Annotated in this window: 18 protein-coding genes and 3 pseudogenes; 10 read left to right on the forward strand and 11 right to left on the reverse strand. The window is 46.0% G+C overall.

All coding sequences use genetic code 11. The annotated features are described in order from the left end of the window. Positions 1-49 precede the first annotated feature (49 nt). The 11 genes and pseudogenes from DY231_RS20100 to DY231_RS20155 all read right to left on the reverse strand — a co-directional run. Positions 50-241: pseudogene (locus DY231_RS20100) on the reverse strand (Arm DNA-binding domain-containing protein); the annotation flags it as partial. A gap of 353 nt (positions 242-594) precedes the next feature. Continuing rightward, positions 595-1,431 carry a DUF4942 domain-containing protein gene (locus tag DY231_RS20105; protein WP_115631082.1) on the reverse strand — a complete coding sequence of 279 codons (837 nt, stop codon included), beginning with the start codon at positions 1,429-1,431 and terminating at the stop codon, positions 595-597. Positions 1,432-1,513: 82 nt separating this feature from the next. Further along, positions 1,514-2,002 carry a hypothetical protein gene (locus tag DY231_RS20110; RefSeq protein ID WP_115631084.1) on the reverse strand — a complete coding sequence of 163 codons (489 nt, stop codon included), beginning with the start codon at positions 2,000-2,002 and terminating at the stop codon, positions 1,514-1,516. Beyond that, positions 1,999-2,307: a TA system toxin CbtA family protein gene (locus DY231_RS20115; protein WP_115631086.1), complete on the reverse strand. Its 309-nt coding sequence runs from the start codon at positions 2,305-2,307 to the stop codon at positions 1,999-2,001. Before DY231_RS20115 ends, DY231_RS20110 begins: the two co-directional genes overlap by 4 nt. A 12-nt stretch (positions 2,308-2,319) precedes the next feature. Beyond that, positions 2,320-2,769 carry a JAB domain-containing protein gene (locus DY231_RS20120; protein WP_115631088.1) on the reverse strand — a complete coding sequence of 150 codons (450 nt, stop codon included), beginning with the start codon at positions 2,767-2,769 and terminating at the stop codon, positions 2,320-2,322. Positions 2,770-2,863: 94 nt separating this feature from the next. Continuing rightward, positions 2,864-3,682, reverse strand: a complete 819-nt coding sequence (locus DY231_RS20125) for a DUF932 domain-containing protein (RefSeq protein ID WP_115631090.1) — start codon at positions 3,680-3,682, stop codon at positions 2,864-2,866. A 143-nt stretch (positions 3,683-3,825) separates the two neighbouring features. Next, on the reverse strand, positions 3,826-4,182 hold the full coding sequence (locus DY231_RS20130; RefSeq protein ID WP_115631092.1) for a hypothetical protein: 357 nt from the start codon (positions 4,180-4,182) through the stop codon (positions 3,826-3,828). 54 nt (positions 4,183-4,236) lie between these two features. Continuing rightward, on the reverse strand, positions 4,237-4,728 hold the full coding sequence (locus tag DY231_RS20135; RefSeq protein ID WP_172588716.1) for a hypothetical protein: 492 nt from the start codon (positions 4,726-4,728) through the stop codon (positions 4,237-4,239). A 2-nt stretch (positions 4,729-4,730) separates the two neighbouring features. Then, a complete protein-coding gene (locus DY231_RS20140) occupies positions 4,731-5,285 on the reverse strand; it encodes a hypothetical protein (protein WP_115631094.1) in 555 nt (184 codons plus the stop codon). 247 nt (positions 5,286-5,532) lie between these two features. Further along, positions 5,533-6,417, reverse strand: a complete 885-nt coding sequence (locus DY231_RS20145) for a GTPase family protein (protein ID WP_172588717.1) — start codon at positions 6,415-6,417, stop codon at positions 5,533-5,535. A 109-nt stretch (positions 6,418-6,526) separates the two neighbouring features. After that, positions 6,527-7,315: a hypothetical protein gene (locus tag DY231_RS20155; protein ID WP_115631096.1), complete on the reverse strand. Its 789-nt coding sequence runs from the start codon at positions 7,313-7,315 to the stop codon at positions 6,527-6,529. Positions 7,316-7,606: 291 nt separating this feature from the next. Here DY231_RS20155 and DY231_RS20160 point away from each other — a divergent pair. From DY231_RS20160 to DY231_RS20205, 10 genes and pseudogenes are all read left to right on the forward strand, one after another. Then, positions 7,607-7,803 (forward strand): annotated as a pseudogene (locus tag DY231_RS20160) (transposase); the annotation flags it as partial. Positions 7,804-8,146: 343 nt separating this feature from the next. Continuing rightward, the gene (locus DY231_RS20165; RefSeq protein ID WP_115631098.1) at positions 8,147-8,788 is read left to right on the forward strand and encodes an inovirus Gp2 family protein; all 642 of its coding nucleotides are present in this window, start codon (positions 8,147-8,149) and stop codon (positions 8,786-8,788) included. 121 nt (positions 8,789-8,909) lie between these two features. Further along, on the forward strand, positions 8,910-9,122 hold the full coding sequence (locus DY231_RS20170; RefSeq protein WP_115631100.1) for a helix-turn-helix transcriptional regulator: 213 nt from the start codon (positions 8,910-8,912) through the stop codon (positions 9,120-9,122). Positions 9,123-9,262: 140 nt separating this feature from the next. Then, positions 9,263-9,697, forward strand: a complete 435-nt coding sequence (locus DY231_RS20175; protein ID WP_115631101.1) for a putative zinc ribbon protein — start codon at positions 9,263-9,265, stop codon at positions 9,695-9,697. Positions 9,698-9,750: 53 nt separating this feature from the next. After that, the gene (locus DY231_RS20180) at positions 9,751-10,089 is read left to right on the forward strand and encodes a putative zinc ribbon protein (protein WP_440898615.1); all 339 of its coding nucleotides are present in this window, start codon (positions 9,751-9,753) and stop codon (positions 10,087-10,089) included. 75 nt (positions 10,090-10,164) lie between these two features. After that, positions 10,165-10,631: pseudogene (locus DY231_RS20185) on the forward strand (transposase); the annotation flags it as partial. A 408-nt stretch (positions 10,632-11,039) separates the two neighbouring features. Next, complete coding sequence (locus DY231_RS20190; RefSeq protein ID WP_115631103.1) at positions 11,040-12,392, forward strand: DUF1173 family protein; 1,353 nt, start codon at positions 11,040-11,042, stop codon at positions 12,390-12,392. Beyond that, positions 12,386-13,108 (forward strand): hypothetical protein, encoded by a 723-nt coding sequence (locus DY231_RS20195; protein ID WP_256682681.1) that lies wholly within the window; start codon positions 12,386-12,388, stop codon positions 13,106-13,108. Before DY231_RS20190 ends, DY231_RS20195 begins: the two co-directional genes overlap by 7 nt. Then, positions 13,109-13,786, forward strand: a complete 678-nt coding sequence (locus DY231_RS20200) for a PM0109 family protein (RefSeq protein WP_115631106.1) — start codon at positions 13,109-13,111, stop codon at positions 13,784-13,786. 84 nt (positions 13,787-13,870) lie between these two features. After that, positions 13,871-14,821: a DUF5655 domain-containing protein gene (locus DY231_RS20205; protein ID WP_115631108.1), complete on the forward strand. Its 951-nt coding sequence runs from the start codon at positions 13,871-13,873 to the stop codon at positions 14,819-14,821. Positions 14,822-14,855: the final 34 nt, after the last annotated feature.

The following is a 14,855-nucleotide window of genomic DNA, read 5'->3' on the forward strand; positions in this document are numbered from 1 at the left end:
AGGGGGCGAAACTCACTTAGCAACGTGTCCATGAATGTTGGGCAAGATCAGTCGGCCATACACCGAAAGCTAATATGTTTTCTTTCTTATCCACTGACCAGAGGTACTTCATGCGCCAGTATTTAGATCCTTTACTCGTCACCTCAAGATACAAAACGCCACCTTCGGCCATTTTGTAGGTTTTCTCTTTTGGTATGGCTGTTTCGACTTGCGCGCCTTGAGCTTCATTTTGGGGGCTCATTTTCAATCGAAGTGAAGATGCTCCCAATTACGTCCCCACAAATGTCCGGATTGCAACGGATGCCCTCGGACGAATCAGGACCAAAAAAAAGCCTTTCGGCTTTATTTTTAATAAATTACGGACTATTACGGACGTTCTCGAACATTCAAATTGTGCGAAGGCCGGACTCGCCAATCAATTTCAACCATCTGAATTATAAGTAAATAAATTGAGACACCACTATCTTGTATACTCACTTATATACTCAATTGATTTTGACATAAAATAACTTAAAATCAATAAGTTAGTGAATTTATGGTTTTGAGATTTTACGTGATTTTTCTGAAGAAAAACAGATTTTAGAAATGCCTAGATTAGATGCTTTGCGCTAACATTCCGGGGTAGTGTTTCGCAATTATGTCATTCATCTTGTCGATTAGCTCTGGGCGCTTAAACGTCAAGTGCCCGGTACCCTTCTGGAAATATCGAATACTGAAGTAATCATCTTCATACGACTGCTGGCTCGGCTTATCACGCACATGTTCTATAAGTCGGATAGTTATGTCGCCCCGGTTATCAGGGATTAGTTTACCATCCAACAAAAACAGCATCCGTTCCAAATCGGCCAACTGATCTCGTCGCCAGCCCCAATTCAGACTGTAGCCCCAGCGATTATGAGAAACCAGATTGTTGATGATGATCTTTTTTCCAAAACTGCACGGGCTATTAGTTTTGTAATCCCAAGACAGTCCCTTAAAGACGTTGATGATCCCCCGCTCAAATACCTCCAGTTTACTGTGATGTAGCTGCTCGAATGTGCTGAGAATGTTCTCCTCACTAATGGCTGGCAAATCACCCTCTTCCAGATTTTTCCGCCATTGGTCGCGAGCCTGCGCATCCATCAATGCCATCATGCCAGATTTCAACATCAGATCACGCCAGACACTACAATCAATGCTTCGAGTAATGGCGGGCATCGCTTCACTCACTGGCTTGGTCAGCCTGCAATCATGACGATGCCCTTGTTGCATTGCCCAGTCTTCGGCTATCCCACCGCCAATCCTGCTGGTCAGTTCAGAAATATCATTGAGGTTTTCAATCAACGCGCCAATCTGCTTGAGTGCGGCATCGCGACCCATGACGATCCGCTCGATATTGGTCGAGCAGATTAGTTCAGTATGGTCAGTTAGTACTTCAGGTTTTGTCTGCATAATTAGTTTTCCATGCACAAAAGCAAACACGCCTGCCGGGAATGGCTGGCGCATTATGATAGGAGAGTGGAGACAAGAAAAATCAGGCGTTCAAATCAGGAATGCGGCTCGCAAGATTTAAATACTTAGCGATCCAGTCAGCTGTTTTTTGCCAGTCAGAGAAAGGAATATCAGTATTTATCTGCCAGGTGACAGGGCAATAGTAGTTAGCTAATAGAATAACCACCCTGACCAAAAAACCATAAGGCAGGTTATTGGTATTACAGCGATAGTCGGCTGTTTGATGCATACCGCGAGTCAGTATAAATGCATCCCCTGCCTGCTGGCGGGCTCCGCTTCCGTTAAATGAAATAACGCCTAGCCCAATTAAGCTATCGTCAAACCGCAGCGACGTATTACCTGAATGCTCGCAGATGGTCAGGCTGGGATAACCTGTGGTTTGCGATTGCGTTCTTATGAAGCGATAAGCGAAAGTCACGGCCCTGCATAGATCCAGCCACGCGTCTGGTTCAGCCTCCTGAACCTGTTTGATACGATATATTCCAGTATTGGAGGAAGTGTTATCGTTCATGGCCTCTCCTCTTTTATTTGAGAAAATATTCCGGTAGCCCGCCGCGCACGCAGAACATCGACGACCTTGAGGTAAGGCTCTTCCCAGGAAAAACCATCGCGGTCTGTTCGTATTAATGCATAGCGTTCAACCTGGAAATTCACCGCATCTGCCAGCGAGATCCCCGCATCGATATGTTCCTGTATGACCTGGCTTTCACTAAACGGCGTATCGTTTAGCGTCAGGCCATAATGTTGCAGGAACAGATATGCCAGCAGAGTTTGCCAAGCTTCAGTCGGTGTCACAGCTTTAGAAATGGAAGTCATCAGAATGTATCCTCACAGCCAGCCGCGTTCCGCAAAAGATATCGATTCACCGTGTCCGATGACCACATGGTCCAGCACCTTGATACCCATCAGAGTTGATGCTTCGATCAAACGGTCTGTCACGGAACGGTCTGTACTGCTGGGCTCCGCAGAGCCTGATGGATGATTGTGTGCAAAGACCACTGCTGCCGCGTTGTGGCTTAAAGCCGTTTTAATAATTTCTCGTGGATAAACAGATGTGGCGTTGATGGTGCCCAATGACGTCATTTCACTGGCGATAAGGCGGTGCTGAGTATCAAGATATAGCACCATAAACACTTCACGTTCCAACTGCTCCAGTTGCAGACGTAGGTACTGCAGGGTCTCGGCGCTGGAATTAAAACTAACGGGTTTCTGTTTCATCTGTTTTTCAAGCAAGGTCAGCGCCATCTGGATAACGCGCTGGTGGGTTTGATATTGCATGTGGAGAACTCCAATAAAAGAAAAGCCGCTATCCGGTGAGATAGCGGCCTTATCGGGATGACATTCAGTGAATTAAAAATAGATAAGAGAAGGCTCAGGAGGCCAGCTCCAGCATTTTTTCAGCCATAACCCAAAGGGCCCGGTTGAGCTTCACATCGCCATCGATACCTTTCACGGCGCGAGTATGGGCACGCTTGCCTTTGGTCGTTCGCCCCGACAGTCCACCTTTAATCAGGTTTTCCTGGATACGCTGATATGTGGTCCAGAGATCGGTACTTTCGTCCTGCCAGCGGCGAGCACTGAGAATTTGTGATTCGGTCACCGGCTGATGCTCTTCGCCAAAGCGATAAGTCAGCGCAGCTTTTGCCAGCGCCTGCTGTGCCGGTGCCGGTAACAACAGTGATTGCATGGCGTCGCGTTTCTCCTCTACCCGGTCAAATATCCCCAATACTTCGTATGCTCCCTCGATAACCTTCTCAACCACGTTGCCTTTATGCGGCACGCGCACTTCCCCAAAACTCTCACCGCAAATCAGCCCATTTTGGCAAACTGATCTAAAGAGTCCTGGCAGCATCTGGTACGAGCTGGAGCCGTCGTGGGAATTAAGGAGGATAATCTCAGGGACCTGATTACCTGTGATTTGACCTTCACGGCGCAGGCGAAGCATATGTTTGGTGTGCTCGCGTTTGTTTGGGTCACGTACGCGGGTTTGACAGGCAAAGAACGGCTGGAAGCCTTCACGCTGCAGGTTGTCTAAAAGTGAGATAGTCGGGATATACGTATATCGCTCACTGCGCGACTCGTGTTTCTCTTCGCTGAATACGCTGGGTACATAGTGTGCAAGCTCATCACGTGTCAGCGGGCGGTCGCGGCGTACAAGATTGGCTGCTCCAAAGCGGCTGGCTAATCGCATGGTTAACTCCTTATTTGGCATAAAAAGAAAAGGGCTGCCCCTCCCGAAGGAGGAACAGCCCTGTCAGTGCAGTAATGTATGACCGGCTATGTATTTACCGGTGGAGGTTTTGGACCCGTTTTATCCAGGCTGTAATACCACTGTTATTTCCAGTTGAAGGTAAAGGCACCTTTACTGGTTTGTACGCTTAGCTCCAGAGGACGACACTGCGTGAAGTTGCTGTTACTGGGTGTGGTAAAGGACAGCGTCTGACCGTACTCCAGACGTTTGTTCACATTCTGTCCCCTCCCCGACATTGAAATCAGACAGTTACCCCGGTTCAGGGTGATTGACTGGATAGTAATGTCATTTTCAAGGCTGGTCAGCGTCAGTTGCCAGACTGGAAAATTAACTTTCGGGAGATAAGTTCCCTGGGTATTGACAGACAACGGTGCATTATCCGCCAGCGCAGGAAGCGCGACGGTAAGTAGTAGGGTGATAAGCAGGGTTTTAAACATCATTAAAATTCCTTATTAACAACGGGTTGTATTCTGGCGCATAGGCCAGATGCAGCATCAGAAGCCATTGGCCTGGGCAACCCCGTCATCCGCCAATGCGTGGCTGATGTTGTTCACCACCGTATGAGGGTCGAGCTTTACCTCTGCCAGCAGTTTTCCGGTGTCCGGAGCGCCCTTAAATACATAAAGTGAAGCTACTGGCTCACCCTCATCGTTTGTTCCAGCGGATACCTGGTAGCGGGTTTCTCCGTTACGAACAGTGAATTCCTGAATACTGATGACCTGATTGATCTGGTACGCGTAAGTGGTGCTGGCCGCTGGAACAGTAATATCCATCTCTTTATTTGTTGCTCCGGTTTTGCCAAAGGAATAAGACACGTGCAGGGTATCAATACAGATTTCGACTTCTTTGTTATGGTTGAGCGTCTGCGCATAAAAGACCGGCTTTACACAGCGCGGACCTTCAGCCTGGACAGCGTTCATACATGACAGCAACAGCCCGGTGCTTAACAGCAGAACGCTGACGATACTTTTTAATTGATCTGTCATTTTTATTCCCCCAGTTCGGGTAATACGACATAAATATCCCTGCCCCTGACTTCAATGGTCATTGGCTCCTTGTTACCGGTGTTCATCAGTGCCTGAGCCCGATAAAAACGCTCGCTGACCTCTTCCTTTAAATCTGTTACGCGAATACAGCGTTCATCAATGCCTTCACGTTGCATGATCTGGCTAACAGTAGAACAGGCGCTCTTTGCAAGTTGTTCGGTACCCGACTGCTTTTTAAAATGATTACCGGCCACTGCTGACAATACGGTGCAAATCAGCCAAACCTGTAACAAACGCCAGGGTTTCCCCTGACGCTCGTCCCGTTGTCGCAGATAAACCATCGGTAATAGGAAATATAAAAATGAAGGTGCGCGTTTTTCTTGTTTCATCAAGCTGAGTCGGTCCAGCAGCACCCAAATAAGGGAAAGCACCATATACAGGCCAAGGGCAATCTCTGTAGGGCAGAAAATGGCGAAGGGTACCCAGAGTATTGGAAGGCCAATGGACAAACACCAGGCGTAGGTGTCTTGCTTGAGAAACGGATAAGGTTTCAACATAGAGAAATATTCCTTTATTAATAATTAATTAGTAAATATTGGGATTAAACGACCTCCCCAGCGAGGGGATCGTATCGGGATGTAAAGAGGAGAGATAATCGTTAGTGAAGATCAATAAACCGAAACCGATCGTTGAAAACTATCGGAAATAACGATCAAAAATAACAATTCAATAGTCTCAGACTATTATTATTTTATGTTCGATCGGCGAAACAGATCGAACGCGTGAGCTGCTGACCGTGAGAAATCAGAACAGGAGATGCCAGACGGCACGGACAACAGAAAGCAGCCTTTGGCGAAGCCGTTTAAACTGACGGACCAGCACACCAGTGGTTTGCATTGCACAGAGCGCATCATCGAAAATATGGCCAACTCCACGGGCAAAGTTGTCCTGCGCTGTGTTGATAACATTCTTCGTACGATACTCAGGCTCAAGCTGACGGGTAACCGCACTGCTGGCGTTATCCGGCAAAGCACGAATGAAGGTTTCTGCCCAGAGGAGCATATTGAACCCCTCCGACGCCGATACGGCCAGAACAGGATGCTGGGGGGAAAACAGGGCATTGATCTGCGCTATTTTTACCTGCAGGTGCTGTTGCTGAAGTAAAGAAGGTTGGTGGGTGACGAGATCCCACTCCCGGCAAGGCTCTATTTTATCGGCCTGGTTGAGGACGAACAGAAAACCAGCGGGATCTGCCCCCTGAGAAATCAATTGATTATAGCAACGGATATCATCATTCCACGCCCGGTCATCCGCCTTCAGCACCCAGATAATCAAGTCCAGTTTACCCAGCCAGTGTTGATATAACCCTGTATAAATGCGGTCAAGTTCCGGCGTTTCACCTATTCCAGGAAAGTCCACAATGAGTAAGACATACGGCGCAAGGCTCAGTTGATAACGCCCTATCTGTCGGGTACACCCCTTGACTGCGCTGACTTTGGCGGGTGGCGGGGTAAATAGGGTATTGCAGAGGCTGGATTTACCCACACCGGTTTTACCCATAATGCCAATCGTTGGCTCGTAATGAATACACCGATGTATATGTTTGAGAATGGCAAGGGAGAGGTATTCAGGGAGAAAGGAGAGTGGTTGTATCAAGGCAGAGATACCTTGTTCGGTTTTATCTGGCACGTTAACCTCCGTGATTTGAAATTACAAAACGGCAGAAAAATCTGCTGCCGTTCTCATGGAGATAATATAGGTTTGAAAACATTTACAACTAAAAACCTCAGATGCCGACTTATCCGAAATGTCTTTTTTTCTGCGTGTCATTCATTGGCTTCAGTCTGACTCTGTCTTTATTGAAGGTGATATCAACTCCTTTGAGCAAAGGGAAAGGAAACTTGTCTGATGGGAAAGCTTTAGCGGTTGTTCGTACAGGGATGAAAAATGCACCGACAGTTTCCAGGGGTACAATTTCTGCCAGTTGGCATAATCCCATATTCTTTCTTACTCTGGATTTTGAAAGGTCTCTGAATTTAATATATTGGATATTTTCGAAATCATATTTACCCCACCACCTCGCCCATTCAGACCGAGTGACATGGATGAGGGTACAGTTTGCTAAAAAATTACCCTCGCAATTTCCAGTCTCTGAGACATTACTATTATAGTAACAAGTAACATAGGTTTTAATCACAACCAAGAAACTCTCATCATAGCTAGGATTGTTGAAGTTTGAAGAGATATGTTGATAGATCTTTTCATCAATTTCCTTCATCAAACTTTTGTGATCAAGTCTCTTTTGAGTTGCTTTACTCTCTAGTGAAAATGCAGGCAGGGCTATAAAGGAAATCAGTCCGCTAACCTCAATCCTTCTTGAACTGGTGTACTCAGGATAAATTCGAACCACACCGACTTCTTCCTGATTTAATTCAACAGAAGCTGCGTTTTCTCTTTCACGTGTTACCAGTGAATAAAGATAGTGTGAAGCACTTTTCTTTCCATTCGGCTTTGCGGCTTTATCCCTCAGAAACTTATCGGTTTCATCATCAGAGTAGTACATCGTCGCCTTGTATTTATAACCCATTTTTTCGTACCTCTCTCCATAGCAACAGCATCAAAATTAATACTCCTTCGGTAACTGCTTAAGCTTTCCTCACCCAAAATGGTCATCGCTAGGTGCTGGTCAAAAAACGATGTCATCGCATAATTATGACCTACTTTTAGGTTATATAAAATATTTAAGTAACCTATTTAAAAGTGACCTATTTTAGATTTATATGTTGGCAATCATGTAAATACATGAAAACCACTTTGCGCGTGATAATGAACAGTAACTCTAGGTTTTCTTAAGAAGATTGCAGTCAAAACAGAAGAGCAGCAGAGTGAAACCTGTAAGCGCCTGATGGAAATTCCCGGCGTGGGGCCGTTAATTGCCACGGCGGAAGTTGCCACCATGGAAGAAGCATCAGCATTCAAATCAGGGCGTGAATTCGCTGCTTATGTAGGTCTGGTACCGAACCAGACTGGTTCCGGTGGAAGTGCGCCTGCAGGGGGATAAGCAAACGTGGTGAACCACTTCAGACAACGTATAAGCGCAAGAGGAATATGAGCTAAATCCTTCGAAAAGTTCAACGATAACTCGGGAGTAATTTCAGCAGGTTTACAGGCTCGTCGAGGCCTGATTTTGGCGAATCCTTCTACTATTGCAAACTGCCTTTATCCACTCGCCCTTGTCTCCGTATTGTTAATAATGGCCATTAAGTCATCTAAAGATATAGGGGTATGAATAGAGCTATTAGTACGACATAACCACCTGTATGCACTTGAGTACCGTCAGTACAAGAGAGGCTGACACTCAGTAAAAAATTACCAGAGATCCGATGAACTGAACTCAATCAGCTAAGGACTCAACGTAATGAACAAGAAGAAATCAGATAAATGCACACCTAATGAATACTATGTCAAAAGGATCAGCGAAACGGTAGATAAAGCCCTGGCGGACTATCCGCGTGTGATGGCTGTCAGATTTGACCTTCGCTTCCCTGACGAAGAAGACAGGATGGATTGCCCTACACGCTATTACGACGCTCCCGATGTTATTTCCAACTTTATTGCCTCAGTGAAATCCCAGATTGAAGAAGACATTAAGCGCAAGAGAAAAGCAGGTAAGACAACGCTGACCTGTAAGGTAAGGTTCGTATGGGTGCGAGAACTCAATCAGGATGAAACAAAGCACCACTATCACGTTCTTCTGCTACTTAACAAGGATGCCTATCCCTGGCCTGGTAAAATACAAACAGAACCGATGTTTAATTTTTACAGCATCTATCAAATCGTGATTAACGCCTGGATCCGGGCAATTAAACGTGATGACCATGAAAAAAACCATCATGGGCTTATCCATCTTCCAATCAGGGGTTTTTATTCTTTAAATCGTAATAAACCTCACTTTAAGGCTGATTACGAAGCATTAATTGAGAGAGCAATATATTTGGCTAAAGAATTTAGTAAAGACCACTCAGACGGCAGGCGTAATCTGGGTTGTTCTCAGGGGTAAGCAGCAAGAAAGTATTTTATTACTCACATGTGAATGTTGAGAAGGAGAAAGTGCCAACGGTCAATCAGACCTATACGGCACATCTCCATACCTCTAAACGTTCCATATGGAGACCGTCATTATGACAACTCAGAATAACTTACCCTTCCAGCTCAACGACGAGCTTGTCGATATGGTATTCATCACCACCTACACAAAAATGACGGATAAGTGGTTCTACAAACTTATTCAGGATGGCGTCTTCCCGAAACCCATCAAACTCGGGCGCAGCTCCCGCTGGCTCAAAAGCGAAGTGGAAACCTGGATGCAGCAGCGTATTGCCCAGTCCCGCTAATAATCCCCAACTCAGCCATTTACCGCTAAATCACCGCCCATCCATATGAACTAAATCACGCCGTCATACACACCCCCGCTAGTCTGCCCATACAGGGACGGCTTTTGCCTGCGTGCTGTCTGGCGGTAAGGAACAACATCATGTATGCCAAATCTTTTATTGCCCATGCTTCACGTGGACGCCTGACCTCAGCTGCCACAGCAAAAACATACCCTTACAACCGCTACGTCTGTCACTTGTGCAAAAGTGCGTTGGCCTTCCATCCAGAGTGGGGCACGCATCGCCCCTGGTTTGAACATACCGCAGATACCCTAACTAAGAACGGGCGTGAACACTGCCCCTACATAACTGTCGTTCTCGATGAATTGAACCTTATTCAGAGGCTGCGACGTCTGGTGAAAGATACACACCCTGTGGTGCGTAAGGCTGATTGGCAATGTGCTGGTTGTGGTCGCCACTACCATGGAGAACGCTACTGCCTCAGTTGCCGTACGGGTACTTACAGTAAGGAAGTGGCGTTGTCACCAACGCTAAAGCCTGACACCGTAACGGGAGGTGCCGCATGCGCATGCTGAAGTGTTATCTGGCAAGCGACAGGGTCGGGCAATTTGTTATAGCCAAAGATGCGATGCGCTCACCCGGCAGCGCATGGACCTGTGTCTCGTGCGGTTGTCCATTGGTGCTTCATGCTGGCATGCCCGGTGAGTCGCCCTGGTTCGAGCATGACCAGCACACCGTCGCCACGAATGTACTGATGAAATGCGCGCACTTAGATCCCCAGGTCAAGGCCGACGTCCGGTTAAACCAGCTACGCAAGGCTATCGGCGAGCTAGATGCTCATGCCAGCGTGCTGTCATGGTACTGCGCGTGGTGTGGCAGCCATTATCATGGGGCCAAATTATGCAGCGCGTGCGGTACCGGAATATATAGTATTGAAGAAGTAAACTGGCAGGCGAATTACGCCTGAATTGCCCGTGCGGCTCAATGTCATTAGGCGATACTGCTTCCTATGACAAACATTCTTACACCCGCGAATGCTTGGGGATATTCTGTTGCCGACGCTTCAGAACGACTTGGTGTTTCAGCACACCGTCTTTATAAATGGCTGCGTTCAGTAAAACCTCATAAAAGCGGGCATCAGGCTCAGGATTTACTGGATGCAAGGACGGAGATCCTCAGGCTGAAAGCGCAGCTTAAACCCACTGAGGAAGAGCGGGATATCCTGAAAAAGGCAGCGCGGTACTTTGCAAGAGAGCCCGACTAAAGTACCGCTTCATCAACGATCACCGTGATATCTGATCGATCGCCGCGATGTGTCGGGTTTTGAAAGTTGCCCGTGCCGGATTTTACGTCTGGCTTCATTGTCCTGTCTCTGCAGGAGAAAAGGATAACCAGCGATTATTACAATTAACCCGCGACTCTTATGCACTGAGCGGCGGTATTTACGGCTATTGCAGGGTTCACTGCGACCTACGTGAAGTCGGTAAAGCGTGCAGCAGAAATCGGGTGGGCTTTCAGCGTATTGCCGCTGATGTTCAAAGGCTATGAAAATGGGGATGAGAATAGTGACATCAAAACTGTGGTGCCCGAGATACCTCAGGAAAGCGTCGCCTCTGGAGGAAACTGCACCTTGCGGTGGACGCCGCAGATATGACTGAAAGTGTACGGATTGCCTGAGAAAATGACTAGTAGGGTTTGTTTTATCTAAACCCGATTTATTCTGCAAACCCTAGTGAACCATAACGTCGCTTTTGACTTAACGCCCAATAATCAACATAGCATGACCACTATATGGCACTATTGTTATTGACCTGTCTCTTGCAAATCTATGATTATGATTTAAATAGAGGAAAACTGAACAATCATGACTACTGCGTTAAGACATTAATTGGGAAAAAATCATAACAGGAGAGCACCATGCCAAGGAAAGAGCAATCCAAAGTCTGCATACACCTTTTAGAAAAAGAAAAGCCCTATTACTTTCCACTAGAACAGCAAAAAACCACTACAGATTCCTTTTTTCAGCATGCGTTGAAACTTGCCTGGGATAATCACAATTACATTGCAACCTGCTGCTGTGATCCGGCCCAGGAACTTAAGCTATATGTAAGAAGCAACAAAGGTTCCAGTCCATTTACTCTCTGTCGTAACCCAAACACTGGCCCCAGGCACAAACCGTCCTGCTCTTACCACTCGCGTCTAAATACAGATGGTGGTGCAAAAGCATATTCATCATCGGCTGTCATAGAAGAGGAGGACGGGACCCTGCGTATCGGACTGGATTTTTCGTTACGCGTATCGGCGGCTGACTCTGGATGTGCAACTCCTGCTGTAATGCATCCTCCAAGGGAAAAAAAACAAGTAAAGCGCCTTGGGAAGATGAAGATGCTAGGTCTACTTCATTTACTTTGGGAGAACACGGGATTAAATGAATGGGCCCCATGGCTTGAAGGCAAGAGAAGGCTTACAACAGTCATGACCCGGTTGCAAAAAGAAGCCAGTAGCATTAAACAAGGCCGCACAGTTCTGGCCGATGTTCTATTGCTACAAGGGAACGAGCATACCAATAAGAAGGCTGTAAGTTACGCCTGCGCAAACAGTCGTCGTCTGATTGTCATCTCAGAGCTTAATGAATGGTCTCCAGCTCTGATTGCTAGCAATAATCTCCCTTTGGTTGGAACCACGAAGACCAGTCCCCCTGCAGGGATGCCATATCTAACCATCGATAACTCACGTTGGGAAAGTGCCTTAGCCAGATTTCCACGTGATGTAGCATGGTGGCAGCGCGGGGGTAAAATTATCGCAATTGCCGTTACAGACGTGCCAAAAGAGAGAAAATCTGCCAAGTCTAACCGAGTATATTTTTACGCATGTGTTCGTCAGGTTGTTTTAATGATGGTGAGTGAACGATGGATCCCACTCGATTCATCTTACGAAGGGATTATTGAAGAAAAGTTGGCTAAGGAACGACGCCAGTTTACCAAGCCATTGATCTATGATTCAGCGGAAGACCAGTACCATCCCGATTTCCTATTAACGGATGTCAACGGTTCAGACTACGTTCCGCTCGAAGTATGGGGGCGTGATACTGAAGATTATTTACAGCACAGGGCAGTGAAAGAAGAATGGTATCAGCAGGAATTTGGCGACGCCTGGTGGTCATGGGACGCTGTAAGGGATCCGAGAAGCGAAGAAATACCGACCTTCCCACTGCGAAAGGAATGCTACGAATCCAAGTATCCAGTAGAAAAAAGGGAAACCAAGTGTTAAATGCCATTCTGGAGGGGAAAGCGGGCAGAATAACGCTCAATGAAGGGATACCGCAAAGCTGGCGAACAGTTTTTCAGTCCTATGAAGATTTACTGACTGCAGCAATCTGGAGCCGCATTAACTATTTGTCACCTGCCGCAATGGATCATTTCTTTTCAACATTGCTGGGGATAAACAGTGACAGTTGGGGAGCATTTGAAACCATCACCTTTTGGCCCAAATATGCTTTTCCCAAGCAAGTAGACGAAAAGATAAAGCTTAACCTTTCTGGCCAAAAAAGATTCGCGGAACCCGATCTGGTGATCGCTTTCGAACATACAGCACTGATAGTTGAAGTGAAACCACCGGCGGGCGGCATGCAATATCAGCAGCAATGGCGAAAAGAACTTTATACCTATTTACAAGATGATGACGCCAAAATTAATGTCCATTTTCTGGCACTGGGCAATTTACCCGCAGCAGCAGAAACTTGGTTTAGCGAATTGAAAGCAGAGTTTCCGCAAGTAGATTTCCATGGCATCGAATGGCGTAAGCTCAGAGAGATATTCCAGCACTCAGAATGGGAAGCGCCTCAGGATAAACGCATCGTTGCTGATTGCCTGAAAGCACTTGCGCTCTACGGCATCCGGGAACCTCTACTCCCTTGGCAGCGATTCCATCAATTTCTGGCGAATACACAACTACCCTCTGAATACTCATTATTGAAGGAACAATAAATGACGCACGATCCTTTTGCTCAAGTCCGCCAAGCCCACCGTATTTGCGGGGCGTATTACCAACAAATACTGCCGATGATCAATGAAGTTGCGCAGAAAATGGGAACATCATTTTTGCTATGGGATACATGGAGTTTCAGCAAACCTCCTCGTCGCGGAGCTAATCCACTGGAGAGTTGGACATGGGACTACTTGCCGATGATAGATGTTTCGTTTGTATTTAGTAAACAGGAACAACCCAATTCACCGATGACGATAAGCGACTATGTACTCGATTTTAAACTGGTTACAGACAGCGAACTGGAGTATGACCAGCGCGTATTGGTGTACCCTAAAGACGAAGAGCCATTGGCAACTAAGCTAAAAACATCAGTTGAAGAAGCCAAAAGCTATCTGAATATTTATCTCTTTTCTGCTGTGAACGATGATGTAACATACTCATCGCCAGAAGAAATGTGGAACAACTATGATGGCTATCCTGATGCTAATTCAAAGATACAGTTTTCTGATGATAACCAAATTCAAGGTATCGGGTTTTCAGTGCCGTTGCTTGAAATTGCTAATGACAAAGGTGTGAATATGCTAGAAGAAAGGATTTCTAAACATAGGGAATATCTTTTGGTACGGCGAGATTCCGACTGTATCCATACCTCATATACCCATCAGACTTATGACTAAGTAGCATTCAGTCTTGGTAGGAGTTTATACGGGTAGCAACGCGACCGTCTTTACATCTAATTGCAAAAATCACAGAGATTCTAAATGAGCGATATCCAACTATTTCGGTATGGCCCCTCCGGTGTAAGCGAGCTTTCAGGTAAAGCCGCTACAATTGAAAAAGAGCTGCAATCTCTTATCGAAGCAAACATGGAAGCCTTTCTAGGCGTGCGTTTCCTTGCCAGCGAATATAGCACTGGTAAAACTCACCGTGGTAGAATCGATTCACTTGGGTTAGATGAGAATAACTGCCCAGTCATTGTTGAATATAAACGTCATAGCAACGAAAATGTCATTAACCAAGGGCTTTTCTATTTAGACTGGCTACAGGATCATCAGGCAGAATTTCGCTGGTTGGTAATGGATAAGCTAGGCAAGGAGACAGCTGAATGCATTGATTGGTTAGGTACTCGCCTGCTTTGTATTGCGGCAGATTTTAACAAATACGATCAGCACGCTGTACAGCAGATCAATCGAAATATCAGCTTGATACGTTATAAACTTTTTTCCGAAGACCTACTAATGTTTGAATTGGTTAATGCAATAACGGAAAAACTGTTACAACCGACGATGTTTGCAGATGTTCAGCCCAATAAACAGGCCAAGTTGGTTGAGACGGCTACAACCGAACGCCACGATTTACATCAGAACCGGATTGCCATGGCATCACCCGAACTACTAGCTCTATACCAAGAAGTTTGTGACTACTCTGAATCGCTTGGAGATGATGTTCAACGTAAAGAATTGAAATTTTATACTGCCTTCCAAAAAATAAAGAATTTTGTGAGCCTTCAAATTTGGGCACCACAGCGTGACCCTCAGCTTCGTCTTTATTTAAAACTCAACCCGAGAGAAGTCGAATTATCACAAGGGTTCATCCATGATGTTACTGATAAAGGACACTGGGGAACTGGAAACTTAGAAATCATAATACGGACTAAGGATGATTTAGATAAATCTAAACTTTTTATTGAGAGAGCGTATCACGAGAATTAATATTTTTATCAATCTGGCTTTTGGACCATGAAAA

This window comes from Buttiauxella agrestis (genome assembly GCF_900446255.1).
Classification (GTDB): Bacteria; Pseudomonadota; Gammaproteobacteria; order Enterobacterales; family Enterobacteriaceae; genus Buttiauxella; species Buttiauxella agrestis.